The following is a 20479-nucleotide window of genomic DNA, read 5'->3' on the forward strand; positions in this document are numbered from 1 at the left end:
TTTTGCGGTAAAAATAGTAAAACCCCATAAATTAATATGAGGTTTTAACAATAATTTAAAATATTATATTTTTTTATCTTTTACTTTCTTCTACAAATGGTCTTAAAGTTTCTCCTATGTAAATTTGTCTTGGTCTACTTATAGGCTCATTTCTTGAACGCATTTCCTTCCATTGAGCAATCCAACCTGGTAAACGACCTAATGCAAACATTGCAGTAAACATTGGTACTGGTATACCAAGTGCTCTATAAATAATTCCTGAATAAAAATCTACATTTGGATATAAGTTACGAGATTTAAAGTATTCATCACTAAGAGCTACCTGAGCTAATCCCCTTGCAATATCTAAAACAGGATCATCAATACCCAAATCATTTAAAACTTCTTCTGCAGCAACTTTAATAATATTAGCTCTTGGATCAAAGTTTTTATAAACTCTATGACCAAATCCCATTAAACGGAACGGATCATTTTTATCTTTTGCCTTCTCAATATATTTTTGATAATCACCACCATCAGCCTTTATATCTTCAAGCATTTCTATTACTGCCTGATTAGCACCACCGTGTAATGGTCCCCAAAGAGCTGAAATACCAGCAGAAATTGAAGCAAATAAACCTGCATGTGATGAACCAACAACCCTAACAGTTGAGGTAGAACAGTTTTGCTCATGATCTGCATGTAAAATAAGTAGTTTATCTAACGCATCTAGTACAACAGGATTCATTACAAATTTTTCATTTGGTAATTCAAACATCATTTTAATGAAATTTTCTACGTATCCTAATGAATTATCGCCATAAGCTAACGGTAAACCTTCTTCTTTTCTATATGCCCAAGCAACCAATACAGGAAACTTTCCTAAAATTTTACAAATTGCATTGTACATATCCTGTTCCGATTTCACATCAACACTTTTTGGATTAAAAGCTGTAAGTGCACTTGTTAAAGCAGACAAAACACCCATTGGATGAGCAGTCTTAGGAAAACCATCTAAAATCTTTTTTACATCTTCATCTACTAAAGATTTACTTTGAATGTCCTTATGAAATTTACTTTTTTCTTCTTTTGTTGGAAGTTCTCCAAATATTAATAAATAAATAACTTCTAAAAAATCAGATTTATCTGCTAATTCTTCAATTGAATATCCTCTATAACGTAAAATTCCTTTTTCACCATCTAAGAATGTAATAGCACTCTCACAAGAACTTGTATTCTTAAATCCGGGATCTAGAGTTGTAACTCCACCTGTAACACTTCTTAATGTTTTTATATCAATGGAAACTTCATTTTCGGCTCCTACAATAACTGGAAATTCGTATTTAATACCATTTACTTCTAAAATCGCAATATCTGACATATTTTTATTAAATTATTTTCTATTAAAGGTATCAAAAATACAAAATTTTGTAATGTTATAAAAATTTCTTTTCAGTCTTATTTAAAGAAAAAACCTCATTATTTTAATTTAAAAATAATGAGGTTTTAAGTGCTTATTTTAAAGTTAATTTGTTTTTTATATTTCAACTAAATTTTCTGTATCAATACCAACCATTTTTTCTAACATTTCAGTTGTTACAGATTTTGGTCTTTCTAGTGAATAGCCCAATGCTCTATCCCAAATTATGTTAGACAATACTCCAAATGACCTTCCTATAGAAAATAAAACCGTATAAAAGTCATATTGAGTTACACCATAATGCCATTGAACCACACCAGATTGTGCATCTACGTTAGGCCAAGGGTTTTTAGCTTTGCCATGTTCTCTTAATATATCTGGAACAACTTCATATAACGCATCAACATATTTAAATAAATCATCTTCTGGTAAGTGTTTTAAACAAAACTCACGTTGAACTGAATATCTAGGATCTGTTTTACGCAAAACTGCATGACCATAACCTGGAATTACTTGTCCACTGTTTAAGGTATCCCAAACATATTTTTTAAGTTCTTCTTTAGATGGTAATTTTCCTCCCATTTTATTTCTTAAACCTTGTAACCATCGTAAAACTTCCTGATTTGCCAATCCGTGTAATGGTCCAGCTAAACCATTAATCATTGCTGAAGTTGCATAATAAACATCTGAAAGAGAACTAGCAACTAAATGTCCTGTATGGGCACTTACATTTCCACTCTCATGGTCTGCATGAATTATAAAATACATTCTAGTTACATCATCATATGGTTTATCTTTGCCCATCATATATGCAAAATTTGCACCTAAATCAAGTGTTGGATCACAAAAACGATGACCTTTTTCAGGATGATACAGTTTATTATAAATATAGGCTCCAATTAAAGGTATTTTAGCTAATAAATTAGTTGCATCTTCATAAGTTGCATCCCAGTAATCCATTTTACTCATACCTTTTTTGTATTTTATATTAAAAAGAGACTCTCTTTCTAAACTCATAACTGCAGCTGAAAGTATTGCCATTGGATGACTTTCACTTGGAAATGCATCAATCACATTCTTAACATACTGAGGAACTGTTCTCCTATTATTAAAGTCTATAATTACATCATCAACTTCTTCTTGAGTAGGAATTTCTCCTGTAAGTAATAAATAATACAAACCTTCAACATAAGGCATTTCTGCTCCTTTAGATTTCGGTAGTTTTTCTAATACTTCAGGCAATGTATAACCTCTATATCTTATTCCTTCTAACGGATCTAAATATGATATATCTGTTACTAAACTTTTTATCCCTCTCATACCTCCCAAAGCCTGAGATACAGTAACTTGATCTATTACTTTATCTCCATATTCTTTTATCAGTTTAGTTGTTCTAGGTCTATGTTCTTTAATTTTTTTGTACAATTTTTCTTTTAGAGTACTCATAATATTTTACCTTTTTAATTTATTTCACAATAAATTTACAACTCAAACCATCATATAAAAGTGATATTTATCATATTTGCTTTAAATGTAACAATCGTTACGATTCTTTAAATCAGGTATTTACACATTAGATCAAAAAAAAAGACTGCCTAAAATGGCAGTCTTTTTTTTTGATTTAATGTTGCTTTATTAGATCTTGAAAGCTTTATCTTGTGGATAATAAGCTACGCTTCCTAACTCTTCTTCAATTCTTAATAATTGGTTATACTTTGCCATTCTATCAGAACGAGATGCTGAACCTGTTTTAATTTGACCACAATTTAATGCAACTGCTAAATCTGCAATAGTAGTATCTTCAGTTTCTCCCGAACGGTGTGACATTACAGAGGTATAACCTGCATTGTGAGCCATATTTACAGCTGCAATAGTTTCTGTTAAAGTTCCAATTTGGTTAACTTTAATTAAAATTGAATTAGCAATACCGTTTTCAATACCTTTTGCTAAACGCTCAACATTTGTAACAAATAAATCGTCACCAACCAATTGAACTTTATCTCCAATTAATTCAGTAAGATATTTAGTACCATCCCAGTCATTTTCATCCATACCATCTTCAATAGAAATAATTGGATATTTAGCTGCTAATTCGGCTAAATATTCAGCTTGCTCTTTTGATGTTCTAATTACACCTTTATCGCCTTCAAATTTGGTATAATCGTATTTACCATCAACATAAAATTCAGCAGAAGCACAGTCTAAAGCTAACTTAACTTCAGTTCCTGGTTTATAACCTGCGTTTTCAATTGCTTTTAATACAGTTTCAATAGCATCTTCTGTTCCATCAAAAGTTGGAGCAAAACCACCTTCATCTCCAACAGCAGTACTTAAACCACGATCGTGAATTAAATTTTTAAGGTTATGGAAAATTTCACTTCCCATTTTTATTGCTTCAGTAAAATCTTTAGCAGCAATAGGCATAATCATAAACTCTTGAAATGCAATTGGAGCATCTGAGTGAGAACCACCGTTAATAATATTCATCATTGGAACTGGCAATGTGTTTGCACTAACACCACCAACATAACGATATAATGGCATTTCTAATTCATTAGCTGCTGCTTTTGCAACTGCTAATGAAACACCTAAAATAGCATTTGCTCCTAATTTAGATTTATTTTTAGTACCATCTAATTCAATCATCATTTGATCGATATAGTTTTGTTCAAATACAGAAGTTCCTAAAAGTTCTTCAGCAATTATTTCATTTACATTTTTTACTGCATTAAGAACTCCTTTACCCATGTAATCTTTACCACCATCTCTTAGTTCCATTGCTTCGTGTTCTCCTGTAGAAGCTCCTGATGGAACTGCTGCTCTACCTAATACACCATTTTCTGTAACTACATCAACTTCTACAGTTGGATTTCCTCTTGAATCAAATATTTGACGTGCATGAACACTTAAAATTATACTCATTTTTCTATTATTTTATTAAGTTATTTTCTACTCCAAAGTTACGAATTTAAGATTAAAACCTATTTTATTCTAATCCTTTTATACGATAACGTTTTCGTTTTAATACAATTAAAAATAGCCATTAACTTACTAGTTTAATGGCTATTATATTTTATTTTTTTACTGCTTTTATATTATCTATAAATTGATCAAATAAATAGGATGAATCATGTGGACCAGGACTAGCTTCAGGGTGATATTGTACAGAAAAACAATTTTTATTTGTCATTTTCATACCTGCCAAAGTAGCATCATTTAAATGAACATGTGTTATTTCAAAGTTTGGATGATTTTCAACATCTTCTTTACTTACAACAAATCCGTGATTCTGTGATGTTACTTCCCCTTTACCAGTTAACATATTTTTTACTGGATGATTTATACCTCTATGCCCATTATGCATTTTATATGTTGAAATTCCGTTTGCTAAAGCAATAATTTGATGTCCCAAACAAATTCCAAATAAAGGTAAATCTCTTTTAATAATTTCCTTTGCAATTTCCTGAGCACCGATAAGAGGAGTTGGATCTCCAGGTCCATTTGATAAAAAGAAACCATCAGGATTAAAACTATTCATTGTTTCAAAAGTTGTATTGTATGGAAATACTTTTATATAACAACCTCTTTTAGCTAAATTCCTTAAAATATTCTTTTTAATACCTAAGTCTAATGCAGAAATTTTAAATGGTGCATTCTCCTCACCAAAAAAATAAGGCTCTTTTGTAGAAACTTTAGATGCTAATTCCAAACCTTTCATATCCGGAACAGCGTTTAGTTGTTTTTTAAGAGATTCAAGATCTGTATCGGTTGAAATAACAGCATTCATAGCCCCTTTATCCCTAATATATCGTACAACTGCTCTTGTATCAATATCTGAAATAGCCATGAGGTTTTGCTTTTCAAAGTAATTTTTAAGAGAATCTTGTGAATTTTCTCTTGAATAATTGAAGCTAAAGTTTTTACAAACTAATCCAGATATTTTTATTGAATCGGACTCAACTTCATTTTCATTTATCCCATAATTCCCAATATGTGCATTGGTTGTTAACATTAATTGACCAAAGTAAGATGGATCGGTAAATACTTCCTGATATCCTGTCATACCAGTATTATAACAGATTTCTCCGAATGCTGTTCCATCTGTCCCTACAGATTTTCCTTCAAAAATAGTTCCGTCAGCTAATAATAATATAGCCTTTTTTCGTTGTGTGTATTTCATTAATTAAAACAAATTTACGTTTTATATACTAAAATTATTAAATAATTTTATTTGAATTTCTTAGAATATATTTAAATATTTCTTTAATATCATCTTCTTTTTTATAAGATAATTTCTGATCCTTAACAAAATCTTTGAATTTTTCTTGCTCCTTTTCACCCTCAATTAATTCAACAATGCTTCGTTTATTAAAATCAAACTTTTGAAAGTTACCCTTAGATTTAATTAAGTATTTATAAACGAGCGATGTGAAAGATTTTCCTTCTGAAAGATTTAGACGATTTATGGCCCCTTTGTTAACTTTAATATCGTGTTTTTTCAACAAATAAACATCCTCTTTTTCAAATAAAACCTCATAAAAAACATCACCAAATTTTTTAAATAAATGTTTATTAATTTCAACAGAATCTAAAGACGAATTTTTAAAAGAAAATAATTTTTCTCTATCAATTCTACTATCGAATACGTTCCTTGTAACGTTAAAATTAATATTTGAAAGAGTATATGATTTTTTATTTAAGTATAAAACACCTTCATTATCCCAATTATTTGACATATAAATATCTTCACTTCTTTTATCGTTTAGTTCACCAATAAATTCAACTCCTTGATGAGTAACTAATCTACTTTCAATTTTTTTTATAGTAATTTGTTGAGAATATCCATTTATATATACAAAAAAAATTAAAATAAATAGTTTTGCAATTTTTTTCATAAATTATTTAACTTTTATATTTAAAAAAAAGGATAAACTAACAATTAGTTTATCCTTTATTTTTTATTAACGAAATATCATTAATTATTTATTACTTTTCTTCAGCTGTTCCTTCAGTTTCTGTTACTGCTGATTCAACTGCATCAACTTTTTTAGACCTACCTCTACGAGTGGTTTTCTTAGCTTTTTTACTATTTGGATTGTATGTTGTATTATAATCAACTAACTCAACCATAGCCATTGGAGCATTATCTCCTTGACGGTTTCCTAATTTTATGATACGTACATATCCTCCTGGTCTGTCTGCTACTTTTACTGAAACTTCTTTAAATAATTCTGTAACAGCATATTTATTTCTTAAATAACTAAATACAACTCTACGATTATGCGTAGTATCTTCTTTAGATTTTGTAATTAAAGGTTCAACAAATTGACGTAAAGCTTTTGCTTTTGCCACTGTTGTATTAATACGCTTGTGTTCAATTAATGAACAAGCCATATTAGCAAACATAGCCTTTCTGTGAGCAGTTTGTCTTCCTAAGTGATTAAATTTCTTTCCGTGTCTCATCTCTATATCTTATCTTAATTAAAACCAAGGTTTTAACTTAATCTTTATCTAATTTATATTTACTTAAATCCATTCCAAAGCTTAAACCTTTATTATGAACTAATTCATCTAATTCTGTTAAAGATTTTTTACCAAAGTTTCTAAACTTCATTAAGTCATTTTTATTAAATGATACTAAGTCTCCTAAAGTATCAACTTCTGCCGCTTTTAAACAATTTAGTGCTCTAACAGATAAATCCATATCAACTAATTTTGTTTTTAATAACTGACGCATATGTAAAGATTCTTCATCATAAGTTTCAGTTTGTGCTATTTCATCAGCCTCTAAAGTAATACGCTCATCAGAGAAAAGCATAAAGTGGTGAATCAATATTTTTGCTGCTTCGGTTAAAGCATCTTTAGGTGCAATAGAACCATCTGTTGTAATATCAAATACTAATTTTTCATAATCAGTTTTTTGTTCAACACGGAAATTTTCCACAGCATATTTTACATTTTTTATAGGTGTAAAAATTGAATCTGTAAAAATAGTTCCTAAAGCAACTCCAGATTTTTTATTTTCTTCTGCTGGTACAAAACCTCTTCCTTTTTCAATTGTAATTTCGAAATCTAAAGAAACAGATTTTTCCATATTACAAATAACTAAATCATGATTTAACACTTGAAAACCAGAAATATATTTTTGTAAATCTCCAGCAGTTAACTGCTCTTGATTTGAAATAGAAATATTTACAGTTTCCCTGTCTGAATCTTCAATTTGTTTCTTAAAACGTACTTGTTTTAAGTTTAAAATAATTTCAGTTACATCTTCTACAACACCTTTAATTGTAGAAAACTCGTGTTCAATACCTTCAATGCGAAGTGATGTTATTGCAAAACCTTCTAACGAAGATAAAAGCACTCTTCTTAAAGCATTTCCAACAGTTAAACCAAAACCTGGCTCTAACGGTCTAAATTCGAATCTACCACTAAAATCGGTAGAATCAATCATTATTACTTTATCGGGCTTTTGAAAATTTAAAATTGCCATAATTGAATTGGTATCTTTAAAATTATTTAGAATATAACTCTACTATTAATTGTTCCTTGATATTCTCTGGAATTTGAATTCTTTCAGGAACACTTACAAAATTACCTTGTTTTGTGTCTGAATTCCAAGTTAACCACTCATAAACATCATTTCTATTTGCTAAAGCATCTTCAATAGTAACTAACGACTTTGATTTTTCTCTAACTGCTACAACATCACCTGCTTTTAAAGAATATGATGGAATACTAACTAACTCTCCGTTAACAGTTATGTGGCGGTGAGAAACTAATTGACGAGCACCACTACGACTAGGAGAAATTCCTAACCTATATACAACATTATCTAAACGTGACTCACAAAGTTGTAGTAAAATTTCACCGGTTACACCAGTTGAAGCAGATGCTTTTTTAAATAAGTTTGAAAATTGTCTTTCTAATATACCGTAAGTATATTTCGCTTTTTGCTTTTCAGCTAATTGAATAGCGTATTCAGATTTTTTCCCTCTACGTCTATTGTTTCCATGTTGTCCTGGAGGATAGTTTCTTTTTTCAAAAGATTTATCTTCTCCAAAGATTGCTTCGCCAAATTTACGAGCAATTTTAGTTTTTGGTCCTGTATATCTTGCCATTTTTTTTTATTAAATGATAGGGATTATGAATTAAGGCTTATCCTTCGATAATCTAAAATCCTATCGGTTAAAAATTAATTAATTATACTCTTCTTCTTTTTGGAGGTCTACAACCATTATGTGGTAATGGAGTAACATCAATAATCTCTGAAACTTCAATTCCAAGATTGTGAATTGATCTAATTGCAGATTCTCTTCCGTTACCAGGTCCTTTAACATACACTTTTACTTTTCTCATCCCTGCTTCATGTGCAACTCTTGCACAATCTTCAGCAGCTAATTGAGCAGCATAAGGTGTATTTTTTTTAGAACCTCTAAATCCCATTTTCCCAGCTGATGACCAAGAAATTACATCACCTCTTTTATTAGTAAGTGATATAATAATATTGTTGAATGAAGCTGTGATGTGTGCTTCACCAACTGCCTCAACAATAACTTTACGTTTTTTAGTACTTGCTTTCGCCATATTTTTTAGTTTTTAGTTGTTAGCTTTTAGTTGTTAGAATCCTAAACATTTCTATTTCGAACAGATTCATCTAACTTCTAATTACTACTTTCTAACGCCTTTTATTATTTAGTTGCTTTTTTCTTATTAGCTACAGTTTTACGCTTACCTTTTCTGGTTCTAGAATTATTTTTAGTTCTTTGACCTCTTAATGGTAATCCTGATCTATGACGAATACCTCTATAACATCCAATATCCATTAATCGCTTAATGTTTAATTGAATTTCAGAACGTAATTCCCCTTCAATTGTTAAAGTACCAACAGCCTCACGAATATCGTGAATCTCTTCATCAGTCCAATCTTGAACTTTTGTACCCTCATCAACTTTTGCCGTAGCTAAAATTTCTTTAGCTTTACTTTTACCAATCCCAAAAATATATGTTAATGCAATAACACCTCTTTTATTTTTTGGAATATCAATACCTGCTATTCTTGCCATAACTATCCTTGTCTTTGTTTAAATCTAGGATTCTTTTTATTGATTACATATAATCTGCCTTTTCTTCGCACAATCTTGCACTCGGCACTTCTCTTTTTTACTGATGTTCTAACTTTCATCGGTTTATATCCTTTAATATCTGTAAGTAATTCTTGCTTTTGTTAAATCATAAGGACTCATTTCTAACTTTACCTTATCTCCTGGTAATAATTTAATATAATGCATTCGCATTTTTCCAGAAATATGTGCAGTTACAATATGTCCATTTTCCAACTCTACGCGAAACATTGCATTAGACAATGCTTCAGTAATTGTTCCATCCTGTTGTATTGCTGGTTGTTTTGCCATTATGATACTGATTTTCTTTTAGTTCCCTTTTTCATTAAACCATCATAATGACGATTTAATAAATGAGAATTTATTTGCTGAATAGTATCAATTGCTACACCAACCATAATAAGTAGCGATGTTCCTCCGTAAAATAAGGCCCAAGACTGAGTTAAACCAAATTTAACAACAATTGCAGGTAAAATTGCAACAATAGCTAAAAATAATGAACCTGGAAATGTAATTAAAGATAAAACCCTATCTAACATTTCTGCAGTGTCTTTTCCTGGTCTAATTCCAGGAATAAAACCTCCACTTCTTTTTAAATCATCAGCCATTTTATTTGTAGGAATTGTAATTGCAGTATAAAAATAACTAAAAATTATAATTAAAAATGCAAACAACAAATTGTACCATAAACCAAACATATTCGAAAACTCAATACCAACAGCTTTAATTGTATCATTTTCAGAACCAGCCATTAGTGCAGGAGCAAACATTATTGCCTGTGCAAAAATAATTGGCATTACCCCAGATGAATTTAATTTCAAAGGTAAATAATCTCTTGCACCAGCAATATTTTTTATGTTTCCAGCTACAGTTTTTCTAGCATATTGAACAGCTATTCTTCTTACAGCAGTTACTAAATAAACACATACTAAAATAACTAAGAACCATAAAATTACTTCAATTAAAATCATTATCATACCTCCATTAGAAGCTGTAATTTTAGAAACTGCTTCTTGCATAAACGATCCTGGAAAACGAGCAATAATACCAATCATAATTAATAATGATATACCATTACCAATTCCTTTGTCTGTTATTTTTTCTCCAAGCCACATTGCAAAAATTGTACCTGCAGTTAAAATTACCATAGAAGATAACCAAAACATACTTCCGCTAATATAAAATGCTGAAGAAGGAATTAATTGATAAATATTAGTAATATATGCAGGCCCTTGAACCATAGTAATTGCAATAGTCAACCAACGTGTAATTTGATTGATTTTTTTTCTACCACTTTCACCATCTTTTTGAAGCTTTTGTAAATATGGAACCGCAATTCCCATTAACTGAACAACAATAGATGCAGAGATATAAGGCATAATACCCAATGCTACGATTGATGCTTGAGCAAATGCTCCACCTGTAAACATATCAAGTAATCCTAATATTCCACCACCACTGGTTTGATTTTGCAATGCTGCTTGAGCAACTGTAATATCAATTCCAGGAAGAGGTACTTGTGCTGCAAAACGATAAATAGCCATAAATCCAAGTGTTAGAAGAATCTTATTTCTAAGTTCTTCTATAGTCCAAATGTCTTTAATGGTTTGAATAAATTTTTTCATCTATATCTATTTATTATAACGTTTCAGCTTTTCCCCCGACATTTTCAATGGCTGCTTTTGCAGTTGCTGTAAATTTATGTACCGTTACATTTAATGTTGCTTTTAACTCACCATTTCCAAGTATTTTAACTAGGTCATTTTTTCGAGCCAATCTATTTTCAATTAAAATATCAAGTGTTACTACATCTTTAATTTTACCATTATCAACCAATTCTTGAAGTTTATGTAGATTCACACCTACATACTCCTTACGATTCATATTAGTAAAACCAAATTTAGGTACACGTCTTTGTAAAGGCATTTGACCACCTTCAAAACCAACTTTTCTAGAATATCCAGAACGGGATTTAGCCCCTTTATGACCTCTTGTAGCAGTACCACCTTTTCCAGATCCTTGACCTCTACCTACACGCTTTCCTTGCGTTTTAACCGATCCTGCAGCAGGTTTTAAGTTATTTAATGTCATCTATATAAATGTTATTTAACTTCCTCAACAGAAATTAAGTGTTTAACTGTATTTACCATTCCAAGGATTGTTGGAGTAGCCTCATGTTCAACTACTTGATCAATCTTACGTAAACCAAGCGCCTCAAGAGTTCTTTTCTGATTTTGAGGACGTCTAATTTTACTTTTAACTTGTGTTACTTTTATTTTTGCCATCGCTCCTTTTTTTATCCTTTAAATACTTTTTCTAAAGAAATTCCTCTCTCTTTTGCAATCATACTCGCACTACGCAATTGTAATAAAGCATCAAAAGTTGCTTTAACTACGTTGTGAGGATTTGACGAGCCCTGCGATTTTGAAAGTACATCATGTACTCCAACAGAATCAAGTACCGCACGAACCGCACCACCAGCGATAACTCCTGTACCGTGTGAAGCTGGTTTCAAAAATACTTTTGCTCCTCCAAATTTACCTTTTTGTTCGTGAGGTAAAGTTTGCTTTATAATAGGAATTCTTACTAAATTTTTCTTTGCATCTTCAATTGCCTTTGCAATTGCAGAAGCTACATCTTTAGATTTACCTAATCCGTGACCAACAACACCATTTCCATCTCCAACTACAACAATAGCTGAAAATCCGAATGCTCTACCCCCTTTTGTTACTTTAGTAACTCTTTGTACACCAACTAAATGATCTTGTAGTTCTAACCCGCTAGGTTTTACTCTTTCTACGTTTTTGTATTTATGATACATATTTACTAAAATTTTAAACCTGCTTCTCTTGCAGCGTCTGCTAGAGCTTTAACTCTACCGTGATACAAAAATCCATTTCTATCAAATGATACAGTTTCTACACCTGATTTTATTGCTTTTTCAGCGATACTTTTACCAACTGATTTTGCAACTTCAGTTTTTGAACCTGTAGCTTCAATTTCTTTATCTCTTGATGATACAGATACTAAAGTTGTACCCGCATTGTCATCTACTAATTGAGCATAAATTTCTTTGTTACTTCTAAAAACAGATAACCTTGGTTGGGTTGCTGTACCGAAAACAATTTTTCTAATTCTATGCTTAATTCTAATTCTTCTTTCAAGCTTTGATAATGCCATAATATTATAACTTATTATGCAGATTTACCTGCTTTTCTTCTTAATATTTCTCCTACAAATTTAACTCCTTTTCCTTTGTATGGTTCAGGTTTACGCATTGAACGAATCTTTGCTGCAACTGCACCTACTAATTGTTTATCGAATGAAGTTAATTTTATGATTGGATTTTTTCCTTTTTCTGAAACTGTTTCTACCTTAATCTCTGGAGCAACATCTAAAATTATATTGTGAGAAAAACCTAAAGCCAAATCCAAAACTTGACCTTGGTTACTTGCTCTATATCCAACTCCTACTAATTCTAGTTCTTTAGTCCATCCTTGTGAAACTCCAGTAATCATATTATTTAATAAAGCTCTGTATAAACCATGTTTTGCTTTATGGCTTTTACTATCAGAAGGACGTTCTACTATAATAGAACCTTCCTCAACTTTTACAGTAATATCGTCTTTAATCTCTTGAGTTAACTCTCCCAACTTACCTTTCACAGTAACTACATTATCCTTTATATCAAATGTTATACCTTCAGGTAAGGTTATCGGGTTATTTCCTATTCTTGACATCTTGTTTAGTTCTTTATTAATATACGTAACATAAAACTTCTCCTCCAACATGCTCTTCACGAGCTTGTTTATTAGTCATAACACCCTTAGATGTTGAAACTATAGCTATTCCTAACCCATTCAATACACGAGGCATATCATTTGCGCCTACATATTTACGTAGACCTGGAGTACTAATACGTTGTAATTTTTTTATAACAGAAGCTTTAGTAGCTTTGTCATATTTTAAAGCAATCTTTATTGTTCCCTGAAAACCAGCATCTTCAAATTTATAACTTAAAATATAACCTTGATCAAATAAAATCTTTGTTATTTCTTTAGTAATTTTTGAAGCCGGAATTTCAACGACTCTGTGATTTGCCATAATTGCATTTCTAACTCTTGTTAGATAATCTGCGATTGGATCTGTAATCATATTTATTAATTTACGATTTCGGTTTTCCTTGCACTCTGCAAAGAACCTAAAACCAATTATTTAATTTTTTACCAACTAGCTTTTCTAATACCTGGTATTAATCCTTGATTTGCCATTTCACGAAAAGTTACACGTGAAATACCAAACTGTCTCATATACCCTTTTGGTCTTCCTGTTAGTTTACATCTATTATGCAAACGTACTGGTGATGCATTTTTTGGTAGTTTTTGTAATGCATCATAATCTCCAGCTTCTTTTAAAGCTTTACGTTTATCAGCATATTTATCAACTAACTTTTGTCTCTTAACCTCACGGGCTTTCATTGATTCTTTAGCCATACCTTAATTCTTTTTAAATGGTAAACCTAGTTCACTTAATAATGATTTTGCTTCTTTATCAGTTTGAGCAGATGTTACAAATGTAATATCCATACCACTAATTCTATTTACTTTATCAATATCAATTTCTGGGAAAATGATTTGTTCAGTAATTCCTAAATTGTAGTTTCCTCTACCATCAAAACCATTTGCTTTGATTCCGTTAAAGTCTCTTACACGAGGTAAAGATGCTGTTACCAATCTATCCAAAAATTCATACATTTTCTCACCTCTTAAAGTAACTTTAGCTCCAATTGGAACACCTTTACGAAGTTTAAAAGCTGCAACATCCTTTTTAGATACAGTTGATATTGCTTTTTGACCAGATATTTTGGTCAATTCATCAACGGCATAATCTATTAATTTCTTATCAGCTACAGCAGCACCTACACCCTTACTAATTACAATTTTTTGTAATTTAGGAACCTGCATAATGTTTTTGTAACTAAATTCTTCAGTAAGAGCTTTAACAACTCTACTATTATACTCTTCTTTAAGTCTTGGTATATAAGCCATAACTAAATTGCTTTATCAGATTTTTTAGAGAACCTAACTTTTTTCTCACCTTCTATTCTATAACCAACTTTTGTTACATCATCTCCTTCTAGTAACATTAAATTAGAAATATGTATAGAAGCTTCCTTTTTCACAATACCTCCTTGCGGATTTTGTGCACTAGGTTTAGAATGTTTAGATATCATATTAACACCTTCAACAATCGCTCTGTTTTTATTTGGAAAAATTGTAACAACTTTCCCTTCTTCACCTTTATGATCTCCTGCCATTACTCTAACAGTATCTCCTGATTTTATCTTTAATTTCATCTCTTAAATAATTTATTAAAGCACTTCAGGTGCTAATGATACAATTTTCATAAATTGTTTTTCACGAAGCTCTCTTGCTACAGGACCGAATACACGAGTCCCTTTCATTTCACCAGAAGTTCCATCTAACAATACACAAGCATTGTCATCAAAACGAATGTATGATCCGTCTTTTCTTCTAATTTCTTTCTTCGTTCTAACAACTACTGCTTTAGAAACTTGACCCTTTTTAACAGATCCATTTGGTGTTGCATCTTTAATACTAACAACAATTTTATCTCCAATAGAAGCATAACGTTTTTTAGTTCCTCCTAAAACTCTGATTACTAAAACCTCTTTAGCTCCAGTATTATCTGCGACTCTTAATCTTGATTCTGTCTGTAACATAATTATTTAGCTCTTTCTAGGATTTCTACTAATCTCCAACGTTTAGATTTACTCATTGGACGTGTTTCCATTATTCTAACAGTATCTCCAATATTGCAATCATTTTTCTCATCGTGAGCAACATATTTCTTAGTGCTTAACACGAATTTTCCGTACATAGGGTGTTTCACTTTTTTAACTTCAGCAACAACAATAGATTTCTCCATTTTATTACTCGAAACTACACCTATTCTCTCTTTTCTAAGATTTCTTTTTTCCATCTTTTACTACTGAATACAATTATTGTAATTCTCTTTTAGTTAATTCCGTAGCCACACGTGCTACAGTTCTTCTAAGTGCTCTCAATTGCAATGGAGTTTCCAAAGGCGAAATTGAATGAGCCATTTTAAGATCTGTATAGTTTTTCTTTAAACTTCCAAGTTTCTCTTGTAACTCTTCTGTTGATAATTCTATAATTTCAGATTGTTTCATTTTCTTAATCGGTTATTAAGCGTTATCAAAATCTCTAGCTACCACAAACTTAGTTTTCACAGGAAGTTTTTGTGCTGCTAAACGTAAAGCTTCTTTTGCTATATGAGCAGGTACACCACCTACCTCAAACATTATTCTACCAGGTTTAACCACGGCAACAAAATATTCTGGAGCACCTTTACCTTTACCCATACGTACTTCTAATGGTTTTTTAGTAATCGGCTTATCTGGAAATATTTTAATCCATAATTGTCCTTCCCTTTTCATATGACGAGTAGCTGCAATACGAGCTGCTTCAATTTGACGAGATGTAAGTAAGTTTTGTTCCAAAGATTTAATCCCAAACATTCCATTTGAAAGTTGGTGTCCTCTTTGAGAATTTCCGGTCATATTCCCTTTTGCCTTCTGTACTTTACGATATTTAACTCTCTTTGGCTGTAACATTGTACCTTCTAAATTTTAAAAATTTATTTTCTTCTACGAGTTTGTGGTCTTTTTGAATTTCCTCTCTCACCTTTTCCTTGTTGTTTTTTTGACAAACCAACTAATGGAGACAATTCTCTTTTTCCATAAACCTCGCCTTTCATAATCCATACTTTTACACCTAAACGGCCATAAGTAGTATGGGCTTCAACAAGCGCATAATCAATATCGGCTCTAAAGGTAGAAAGAGGGATCCTTCCATCTTTATAGTGTTCAGAACGTGCCATTTCAGCACCATTTAAACGACCTGAAATTTGAACTTTAATTCCTTCAGCATTCATACGCATTGTAGCTGCAATCGCCATTTTTATAGCTCTACGATATGAGATTCTATTCTCAATTTGACGTGCTATACTAGCAGCAACTAAACGTGCATCTAACTCCGGACGTTTAATTTCAAAAATGTTTATCTGAACTTCTTTACCAGTAATTTTTTTAAGTTCTTCTTTTAACTTGTCTACCTCTTGTCCACCTTTCCCAATAATAATACCAGGTCTAGCAGTAGTGATAGTAACGGTTACAAGTTTAAGTGTACGCTCAATAATTACAGTTGAAACACTTGCTTTTGATAATCGGGCATGTACATACCTTCTTATTTTATCATCTTCAGCTAATTTATCACCGTAGTTTCTTCCTCCATACCAGTTAGAATCCCATCCTCTGATAATTCCTAAACGATTTCCTATTGGATTTGTTTTTTGTCCCATTTCTACTTATGATTAATTGCTAACATTTTTACTTCCTAAGACTAAAGTTACATGATTAGAACGTTTTCTAATACGATGCGCACGACCTTGTGGTGCTGGTCTTAATCTTTTTAACATTCCTGCGCTGTCTACAAAAATTTCTTTTACAAATAGACCTGCATCTTCAATATTTGAATCTTCATTTTTAGATTGCCAGTTTGCAATTGCACTTAACAATAATTTTTCAAGATTAATTGAAGCTTCTTTAGAATTAAATTTTAAGATTTGAAGTGCTTTTTCAACCTCAACTCCTCTAACTAAATCTGCAACCAAACGCATTTTTCTTGGTGATGTAGGACAACCAGTAAGCTTAGCAAAAGCTAATTGCTTCTTCTCCTCTTTTATCTGCTGTGCTCTTATTTTTTTTCGAACTCCCATGATTACCTACTTATTTTTTTCCTTTATTTTTTGCACCTGCATGTCCTCTATAAGAACGTGTTGGTGAAAATTCTCCTAACTTATGACCTACCATATTCTCAGTTACATAAACTGGAACAAACTGACGTCCGTTATGAACAGCAATTGTTTGCCCAACAAAATCTGGAGTAATCATACTTGCTCTAGACCAAGTTTTAATTACTGCTTTATTTCCTGATTCAATTTTATCTTGTACTTTCTTCTCAAGTTTATGAAAAACGTAAGGTCCTTTTTTTAATGAACGTGCCATATATCAATTATTTTTTTCTACGTTCTATAATATATTTATTACTCGCCTTAGTCTTAGATCTAGTTTTGAAACCTTTAGCAGGTATACCATTTTTAGATCTTGGATGTCCTCCAGAAGACTTACCTTCACCACCACCCATTGGGTGATCTACAGGATTCATTACAACTGGTCTAACTCTTGGTCTTCTTCCTAACCAACGCGTTCTACCCGCTTTTCCTGAAACCAATAATTGGTGATCAGAGTTAGAAACAACTCCAATTGTAGCCATACAAGTAACAAGAATCATTCTTGTTTCACCTGATGGTAATTTAACAGTTGCATACTTCCCTTCTCTTGCCATTAATTGAGCAAACGAACCAGCACTACGAGCCAATACAGCTCCTTGTCCTGGATGTAATTCAATACAAGAAATAGTAGTTCCTAAAGGTATTTCACTTAACAACATAGTATTTCCAACATCAGGAGTAGCTCCTTGACCAGAAATAATAGTTTGACCAACTTTTAAACCATTTTGAGCAATTACATAACGTTTTTCACCATCTTTATATGATACCAACGCAATAAATGCTGTACGATTTGGATCGTATTCTATAGTTTTTATTGTAGCAGGAACACCGTTTTTATCTCTTTTAAAATCGATAATACGGTATTTTTGTTTATGACCTCCACCTAAATGGCGCATAGTCATTTTCCCTCCATTGTTTCGACCTCCAGATCTTTTTTTCGGAGCTAATAAACTTTTCTCCGGCTTATCAGTAGTAATGGTGTCGAACCCATTTACCACTCTAAAACGCTGACCTGGTGTTATTGGTTTTAATTTTCTAACTGACATTTTTATCTTTCTTAGATATTGCTATAAAAATCAATACTTTCTCCTTCAGCTAACTGAACTATTGCTTTTTTATAAGCTCCTTTCATTGCTTGTACAATTCCACTTTTAGTGTATTTTGTATTACGCTGAACTGGGTAATTCATAGTTTTAACACTTTCAATTGCAACACCGTAAGCTTGTTCTACAGCATTTTTAATTTCAAGTTTGTTAGCTCTTTTATTAACAACAAATGCATAACGATTAAATAATTCGCTATCATTTGTGGCTTTTTCCGTGATAATAGGTTTAATTAAAATATTCATATCTGTTACCTATTTACTTAAATTAGATTCAATTCCTTCTAAAGACCCTTCTGAAAGAATTACTTTATTTGCATTTAACAATTCGTAAGTACTTAACCCTGTGTTAATTACAGTTTTAACTCTTTTTAAATTACGCGATGACAAATATACATTATTATTTGACTCTGCCAACACAAATAACGATTTTTTGTTTTCTATACCAAAAGCATCTAAAACAGATGTAAAGTTTTTCGTTCTTGGAGTTTCAAAATTAAAGTCTTCTACAACAATAATATTGTTCTCTTTTGCTTGTATACTAAGCGCAGATTTACGAGCCAATCTCTTTAAATTTTTATTTAATTTAAAGGAATGATCTTGTGGTCTTGGTCCAAAAATACGTCCACCACCTCTAAATACAGGAGATTTAATACTACCTGCACGAGCTGTACCTGTACCTTTCTGTTTTTTAATTTTTCTAGTACTACCAGAAATTTCAGCACGCTCTTTAGCCTTGCTAGTTCCTTGTCTTTTATTAGCCAAAAATTGCTTTACATCTAAATATACAGCGTGATCGTTTGGCTCAATTCCAAATACAGCATCAGAAAGTTCAACTTTTCTTCCTGTATCTTTTCCTTGTATGTCTAAAACTGATACTTTCATTATTTCTGAATGATTACATAAGCGTTTTTATGACCAGGAACTGCTCCTTTAACCACAAGTAAGTTCTTTTCTGGAACTACTTTTAAAACTCTTAAATTTTGAACTGTTACTTTATTTCCTCCCATTCTACCTGCCATACGCATTCCTTTGAAAACTCTTGCAGGATACGATGCAGCACCAATTGAACCTGGAGCTCTTAAACGGTTATGCTGACCGTGAGTAGCTTGACCTACACCGGCAAAACCGTGACGTTTTACAACCCCTTGAAACCCTTTACCTTTTGAAGTTGCTGAAACATCAACAAATTCTCCTTCAGTAAAAAGATCAACTGTTATTTGATCACCTAAATTGTGTTCCTCATCAAAACCTTGAAATTCGATAACTTTTTTCTTGGCAACGGTTCCAGCTTTCTTAAAGTGACCATCTAAAGCTTTATTAGAGCTTTTTGCCTTCTTGTCATCGAAACCTAGTTGAAGAGCTTTGTAACCATCAACTTCTTCGGTTCTGACTTGGGTAACTACGCATGGACCTGCTTCGATTACTGTACAAGGAATATTTTTCCCATTTTCATCGAATAAGCTGGTCATTCCGATTTTTCTTCCTATTAACCCAGACATATTATTAATTATTAATTATTATTCTATTTTTATTTAACTAAAACAGGGTTGAAAATAATTCAACCCTGAATTTATTTTCTTTCCGTTTTTCCTTCGTCAATCGCTCCGGACATGTTATTGAAAGTTTTCTTTCAATATTTAAAGTACTTATACTTTAATTTCTACTTCTACTCCACTTGGTAATTCCAACTTCATTAAAGCATCAATAGTCTTTGAAGAAGAACTATATATGTCTAATAATCTTTTGTAAGAACTTAATTGGAATTGCTCTCTGGATTTTTTGTTTACGTGCGGTGAACGCAATACAGTAAAAATCTTTTTATGAGTTGGCAATGGAATTGGTCCGTTTACAACAGCTCCGGTGTTTTTTACCGTTTTAACGATTTTTTCAGCAGATTTATCTACTAAATTGTAATCGTACGATTTTAATTTTATTCTAATTTTTTGACTCATCGTG

Annotated in this window: 34 protein-coding genes; all 34 read right to left on the reverse strand. The window is 31.6% G+C overall.

The window, feature by feature from the left end:
- Window positions 1-73 precede the first annotated feature (73 nt).
- Complete coding sequence (locus tag BX611_RS10015; protein ID WP_115880803.1) at window positions 74-1360, reverse strand: citrate synthase; 1287 nt, start codon at window positions 1358-1360, stop codon at window positions 74-76.
- A 156-nt stretch (window positions 1361-1516) separates the two neighbouring features.
- The gene (locus BX611_RS10020) at window positions 1517-2845 is read right to left on the reverse strand and encodes a citrate (Si)-synthase (protein ID WP_115880805.1); all 1329 of its coding nucleotides are present in this window, start codon (window positions 2843-2845) and stop codon (window positions 1517-1519) included.
- Between the two features lie 189 nt (window positions 2846-3034).
- The gene (gene eno / locus BX611_RS10025) at window positions 3035-4321 is read right to left on the reverse strand and encodes a phosphopyruvate hydratase (RefSeq protein WP_115880807.1); all 1287 of its coding nucleotides are present in this window, start codon (window positions 4319-4321) and stop codon (window positions 3035-3037) included.
- 151 nt (window positions 4322-4472) lie between these two features.
- On the reverse strand, window positions 4473-5579 hold the full coding sequence (gene carA / locus BX611_RS10030; protein ID WP_115880809.1) for a glutamine-hydrolyzing carbamoyl-phosphate synthase small subunit: 1107 nt from the start codon (window positions 5577-5579) through the stop codon (window positions 4473-4475).
- 37 nt (window positions 5580-5616) lie between these two features.
- The gene (locus BX611_RS10035) at window positions 5617-6294 is read right to left on the reverse strand and encodes a hypothetical protein (protein ID WP_115880811.1); all 678 of its coding nucleotides are present in this window, start codon (window positions 6292-6294) and stop codon (window positions 5617-5619) included.
- A 91-nt stretch (window positions 6295-6385) separates the two neighbouring features.
- Window positions 6386-6862 (reverse strand): 50S ribosomal protein L17, encoded by a 477-nt coding sequence (gene rplQ / locus BX611_RS10040; protein ID WP_115880813.1) that lies wholly within the window; start codon window positions 6860-6862, stop codon window positions 6386-6388.
- A 37-nt stretch (window positions 6863-6899) separates the two neighbouring features.
- Window positions 6900-7892: a DNA-directed RNA polymerase subunit alpha gene (locus tag BX611_RS10045; RefSeq protein ID WP_115880815.1), complete on the reverse strand. Its 993-nt coding sequence runs from the start codon at window positions 7890-7892 to the stop codon at window positions 6900-6902.
- Between the two features lie 22 nt (window positions 7893-7914).
- A complete protein-coding gene (rpsD, locus tag BX611_RS10050) occupies window positions 7915-8520 on the reverse strand; it encodes a 30S ribosomal protein S4 (protein WP_115880817.1) in 606 nt (201 codons plus the stop codon).
- Window positions 8521-8602: 82 nt separating this feature from the next.
- The gene (gene rpsK / locus BX611_RS10055; RefSeq protein ID WP_115880819.1) at window positions 8603-8986 is read right to left on the reverse strand and encodes a 30S ribosomal protein S11; all 384 of its coding nucleotides are present in this window, start codon (window positions 8984-8986) and stop codon (window positions 8603-8605) included.
- Window positions 8987-9090: 104 nt separating this feature from the next.
- Window positions 9091-9465, reverse strand: a complete 375-nt coding sequence (gene rpsM / locus BX611_RS10060; protein ID WP_115880821.1) for a 30S ribosomal protein S13 — start codon at window positions 9463-9465, stop codon at window positions 9091-9093.
- Window positions 9466-9467: 2 nt separating this feature from the next.
- Window positions 9468-9584: a type B 50S ribosomal protein L36 gene (ykgO, locus tag BX611_RS10065; protein WP_081932050.1), complete on the reverse strand. Its 117-nt coding sequence runs from the start codon at window positions 9582-9584 to the stop codon at window positions 9468-9470.
- 13 nt (window positions 9585-9597) lie between these two features.
- Entirely contained in the window at window positions 9598-9813 is a 216-nt protein-coding gene (gene infA, locus BX611_RS10070) for a translation initiation factor IF-1 (protein ID WP_068206835.1), read from the reverse strand.
- Window positions 9813-11147 carry a preprotein translocase subunit SecY gene (gene secY / locus BX611_RS10075; protein ID WP_115880823.1) on the reverse strand — a complete coding sequence of 445 codons (1335 nt, stop codon included), beginning with the start codon at window positions 11145-11147 and terminating at the stop codon, window positions 9813-9815. The genes infA and secY overlap by 1 nt, the downstream gene beginning before the upstream one ends.
- A gap of 13 nt (window positions 11148-11160) precedes the next feature.
- Window positions 11161-11613: a 50S ribosomal protein L15 gene (gene rplO / locus BX611_RS10080; protein WP_115880825.1), complete on the reverse strand. Its 453-nt coding sequence runs from the start codon at window positions 11611-11613 to the stop codon at window positions 11161-11163.
- 11 nt (window positions 11614-11624) lie between these two features.
- Window positions 11625-11807 carry a 50S ribosomal protein L30 gene (rpmD, locus tag BX611_RS10085; RefSeq protein ID WP_115880827.1) on the reverse strand — a complete coding sequence of 61 codons (183 nt, stop codon included), beginning with the start codon at window positions 11805-11807 and terminating at the stop codon, window positions 11625-11627.
- Between the two features lie 11 nt (window positions 11808-11818).
- A complete protein-coding gene (gene rpsE, locus BX611_RS10090) occupies window positions 11819-12343 on the reverse strand; it encodes a 30S ribosomal protein S5 (RefSeq protein ID WP_089380841.1) in 525 nt (174 codons plus the stop codon).
- A gap of 5 nt (window positions 12344-12348) precedes the next feature.
- Entirely contained in the window at window positions 12349-12702 is a 354-nt protein-coding gene (rplR, locus tag BX611_RS10095; protein ID WP_115880829.1) for a 50S ribosomal protein L18, read from the reverse strand.
- Window positions 12703-12716: 14 nt separating this feature from the next.
- Window positions 12717-13262, reverse strand: a complete 546-nt coding sequence (rplF, locus tag BX611_RS10100; RefSeq protein ID WP_115880831.1) for a 50S ribosomal protein L6 — start codon at window positions 13260-13262, stop codon at window positions 12717-12719.
- Window positions 13263-13278: 16 nt separating this feature from the next.
- Window positions 13279-13677, reverse strand: a complete 399-nt coding sequence (gene rpsH / locus BX611_RS10105) for a 30S ribosomal protein S8 (protein WP_115880833.1) — start codon at window positions 13675-13677, stop codon at window positions 13279-13281.
- Between the two features lie 68 nt (window positions 13678-13745).
- Window positions 13746-14015: a 30S ribosomal protein S14 gene (gene rpsN / locus BX611_RS10110; RefSeq protein WP_115880835.1), complete on the reverse strand. Its 270-nt coding sequence runs from the start codon at window positions 14013-14015 to the stop codon at window positions 13746-13748.
- Window positions 14016-14018: 3 nt separating this feature from the next.
- Window positions 14019-14570, reverse strand: a complete 552-nt coding sequence (gene rplE, locus BX611_RS10115) for a 50S ribosomal protein L5 (protein WP_115880837.1) — start codon at window positions 14568-14570, stop codon at window positions 14019-14021.
- A 2-nt stretch (window positions 14571-14572) separates the two neighbouring features.
- Window positions 14573-14878 (reverse strand): 50S ribosomal protein L24, encoded by a 306-nt coding sequence (rplX, locus tag BX611_RS10120; RefSeq protein WP_115880839.1) that lies wholly within the window; start codon window positions 14876-14878, stop codon window positions 14573-14575.
- Between the two features lie 15 nt (window positions 14879-14893).
- The gene (gene rplN / locus BX611_RS10125; RefSeq protein ID WP_089378506.1) at window positions 14894-15265 is read right to left on the reverse strand and encodes a 50S ribosomal protein L14; all 372 of its coding nucleotides are present in this window, start codon (window positions 15263-15265) and stop codon (window positions 14894-14896) included.
- Window positions 15266-15267: 2 nt separating this feature from the next.
- Entirely contained in the window at window positions 15268-15525 is a 258-nt protein-coding gene (rpsQ, locus tag BX611_RS10130; protein ID WP_115880843.1) for a 30S ribosomal protein S17, read from the reverse strand.
- Between the two features lie 19 nt (window positions 15526-15544).
- A complete protein-coding gene (rpmC, locus tag BX611_RS10135) occupies window positions 15545-15736 on the reverse strand; it encodes a 50S ribosomal protein L29 (RefSeq protein ID WP_115880845.1) in 192 nt (63 codons plus the stop codon).
- A 15-nt stretch (window positions 15737-15751) separates the two neighbouring features.
- Window positions 15752-16180, reverse strand: coding sequence for a 50S ribosomal protein L16 (rplP, locus tag BX611_RS10140; protein WP_089378509.1), 429 nt, complete (start codon window positions 16178-16180; stop codon window positions 15752-15754).
- A 23-nt stretch (window positions 16181-16203) separates the two neighbouring features.
- Window positions 16204-16926 (reverse strand): 30S ribosomal protein S3, encoded by a 723-nt coding sequence (rpsC, locus tag BX611_RS10145; RefSeq protein WP_115880847.1) that lies wholly within the window; start codon window positions 16924-16926, stop codon window positions 16204-16206.
- Window positions 16927-16938: 12 nt separating this feature from the next.
- Window positions 16939-17343, reverse strand: a complete 405-nt coding sequence (gene rplV, locus BX611_RS10150) for a 50S ribosomal protein L22 (RefSeq protein ID WP_115880849.1) — start codon at window positions 17341-17343, stop codon at window positions 16939-16941.
- A gap of 10 nt (window positions 17344-17353) precedes the next feature.
- A complete protein-coding gene (gene rpsS, locus BX611_RS10155) occupies window positions 17354-17632 on the reverse strand; it encodes a 30S ribosomal protein S19 (protein ID WP_115880851.1) in 279 nt (92 codons plus the stop codon).
- Window positions 17633-17639: 7 nt separating this feature from the next.
- Window positions 17640-18464 carry a 50S ribosomal protein L2 gene (rplB, locus tag BX611_RS10160; protein WP_115880853.1) on the reverse strand — a complete coding sequence of 275 codons (825 nt, stop codon included), beginning with the start codon at window positions 18462-18464 and terminating at the stop codon, window positions 17640-17642.
- A gap of 11 nt (window positions 18465-18475) precedes the next feature.
- Window positions 18476-18766, reverse strand: a complete 291-nt coding sequence (gene rplW / locus BX611_RS10165; protein ID WP_115880855.1) for a 50S ribosomal protein L23 — start codon at window positions 18764-18766, stop codon at window positions 18476-18478.
- 9 nt (window positions 18767-18775) lie between these two features.
- Complete coding sequence (gene rplD, locus BX611_RS10170) at window positions 18776-19405, reverse strand: 50S ribosomal protein L4 (RefSeq protein WP_115880857.1); 630 nt, start codon at window positions 19403-19405, stop codon at window positions 18776-18778.
- On the reverse strand, window positions 19405-20022 hold the full coding sequence (gene rplC, locus BX611_RS10175) for a 50S ribosomal protein L3 (protein WP_115880859.1): 618 nt from the start codon (window positions 20020-20022) through the stop codon (window positions 19405-19407). The genes rplD and rplC overlap by 1 nt, the downstream gene beginning before the upstream one ends.
- A gap of 147 nt (window positions 20023-20169) precedes the next feature.
- Window positions 20170-20475: a 30S ribosomal protein S10 gene (gene rpsJ, locus BX611_RS10180; protein ID WP_070237956.1), complete on the reverse strand. Its 306-nt coding sequence runs from the start codon at window positions 20473-20475 to the stop codon at window positions 20170-20172.
- Window positions 20476-20479: the final 4 nt, after the last annotated feature.

This window comes from Lutibacter oceani (assembly GCF_003384935.1).
Taxonomy (GTDB): domain Bacteria; phylum Bacteroidota; class Bacteroidia; order Flavobacteriales; family Flavobacteriaceae; genus Lutibacter; species Lutibacter oceani.

Bases quoted from the DNA above. Each gene is read 5' to 3' on its own strand.
- BX611_RS10015 (WP_115880803.1), bottom strand. From the start codon at position 1,360: ATGTCAGATATTGCGATTTTAGAAGTAAATGGTATTAAATACGAATTT.
- BX611_RS10020 (WP_115880805.1), bottom strand. From the start codon at position 2,845: ATGAGTACTCTAAAAGAAAAATTGTACAAAAAAATTAAAGAACATAGA.
- eno (WP_115880807.1), bottom strand. From the start codon at position 4,321: ATGAGTATAATTTTAAGTGTTCATGCACGTCAAATATTTGATTCAAGA.
- carA (WP_115880809.1), bottom strand. From the start codon at position 5,579: ATGAAATACACACAACGAAAAAAGGCTATATTATTATTAGCTGACGGA.
- BX611_RS10035 (WP_115880811.1), bottom strand. From the start codon at position 6,294: ATGAAAAAAATTGCAAAACTATTTATTTTAATTTTTTTTGTATATATA.
- rplQ (WP_115880813.1), bottom strand. From the start codon at position 6,862: ATGAGACACGGAAAGAAATTTAATCACTTAGGAAGACAAACTGCTCAC.
- BX611_RS10045 (WP_115880815.1), bottom strand. From the start codon at position 7,892: ATGGCAATTTTAAATTTTCAAAAGCCCGATAAAGTAATAATGATTGAT.
- rpsD (WP_115880817.1), bottom strand. From the start codon at position 8,520: ATGGCAAGATATACAGGACCAAAAACTAAAATTGCTCGTAAATTTGGC.
- rpsK (WP_115880819.1), bottom strand. From the start codon at position 8,986: ATGGCGAAAGCAAGTACTAAAAAACGTAAAGTTATTGTTGAGGCAGTT.
- rpsM (WP_115880821.1), bottom strand. From the start codon at position 9,465: ATGGCAAGAATAGCAGGTATTGATATTCCAAAAAATAAAAGAGGTGTT.
- ykgO (WP_081932050.1), bottom strand. From the start codon at position 9,584: ATGAAAGTTAGAACATCAGTAAAAAAGAGAAGTGCCGAGTGCAAGATT.
- infA (WP_068206835.1), bottom strand. From the start codon at position 9,813: ATGGCAAAACAACCAGCAATACAACAGGATGGAACAATTACTGAAGCA.
- secY (WP_115880823.1), bottom strand. From the start codon at position 11,147: ATGAAAAAATTTATTCAAACCATTAAAGACATTTGGACTATAGAAGAA.
- rplO (WP_115880825.1), bottom strand. From the start codon at position 11,613: ATGACATTAAATAACTTAAAACCTGCTGCAGGATCGGTTAAAACGCAA.
- rpmD (WP_115880827.1), bottom strand. From the start codon at position 11,807: ATGGCAAAAATAAAAGTAACACAAGTTAAAAGTAAAATTAGACGTCCT.
- rpsE (WP_089380841.1), bottom strand. From the start codon at position 12,343: ATGTATCATAAATACAAAAACGTAGAAAGAGTAAAACCTAGCGGGTTA.
- rplR (WP_115880829.1), bottom strand. From the start codon at position 12,702: ATGGCATTATCAAAGCTTGAAAGAAGAATTAGAATTAAGCATAGAATT.
- rplF (WP_115880831.1), bottom strand. From the start codon at position 13,262: ATGTCAAGAATAGGAAATAACCCGATAACCTTACCTGAAGGTATAACA.
- rpsH (WP_115880833.1), bottom strand. From the start codon at position 13,677: ATGATTACAGATCCAATCGCAGATTATCTAACAAGAGTTAGAAATGCA.
- rpsN (WP_115880835.1), bottom strand. From the start codon at position 14,015: ATGGCTAAAGAATCAATGAAAGCCCGTGAGGTTAAGAGACAAAAGTTA.
- rplE (WP_115880837.1), bottom strand. From the start codon at position 14,570: ATGGCTTATATACCAAGACTTAAAGAAGAGTATAATAGTAGAGTTGTT.
- rplX (WP_115880839.1), bottom strand. From the start codon at position 14,878: ATGAAATTAAAGATAAAATCAGGAGATACTGTTAGAGTAATGGCAGGA.
- rplN (WP_089378506.1), bottom strand. From the start codon at position 15,265: ATGTTACAGACAGAATCAAGATTAAGAGTCGCAGATAATACTGGAGCT.
- rpsQ (WP_115880843.1), bottom strand. From the start codon at position 15,525: ATGGAAAAAAGAAATCTTAGAAAAGAGAGAATAGGTGTAGTTTCGAGT.
- rpmC (WP_115880845.1), bottom strand. From the start codon at position 15,736: ATGAAACAATCTGAAATTATAGAATTATCAACAGAAGAGTTACAAGAG.
- rplP (WP_089378509.1), bottom strand. From the start codon at position 16,180: ATGTTACAGCCAAAGAGAGTTAAATATCGTAAAGTACAGAAGGCAAAA.
- rpsC (WP_115880847.1), bottom strand. From the start codon at position 16,926: ATGGGACAAAAAACAAATCCAATAGGAAATCGTTTAGGAATTATCAGA.
- rplV (WP_115880849.1), bottom strand. From the start codon at position 17,343: ATGGGAGTTCGAAAAAAAATAAGAGCACAGCAGATAAAAGAGGAGAAG.
- rpsS (WP_115880851.1), bottom strand. From the start codon at position 17,632: ATGGCACGTTCATTAAAAAAAGGACCTTACGTTTTTCATAAACTTGAG.
- rplB (WP_115880853.1), bottom strand. From the start codon at position 18,464: ATGTCAGTTAGAAAATTAAAACCAATAACACCAGGTCAGCGTTTTAGA.
- rplW (WP_115880855.1), bottom strand. From the start codon at position 18,766: ATGAATATTTTAATTAAACCTATTATCACGGAAAAAGCCACAAATGAT.
- rplD (WP_115880857.1), bottom strand. From the start codon at position 19,405: ATGAAAGTATCAGTTTTAGACATACAAGGAAAAGATACAGGAAGAAAA.
- rplC (WP_115880859.1), bottom strand. From the start codon at position 20,022: ATGTCTGGGTTAATAGGAAGAAAAATCGGAATGACCAGCTTATTCGAT.
- rpsJ (WP_070237956.1), bottom strand. From the start codon at position 20,475: ATGAGTCAAAAAATTAGAATAAAATTAAAATCGTACGATTACAATTTA.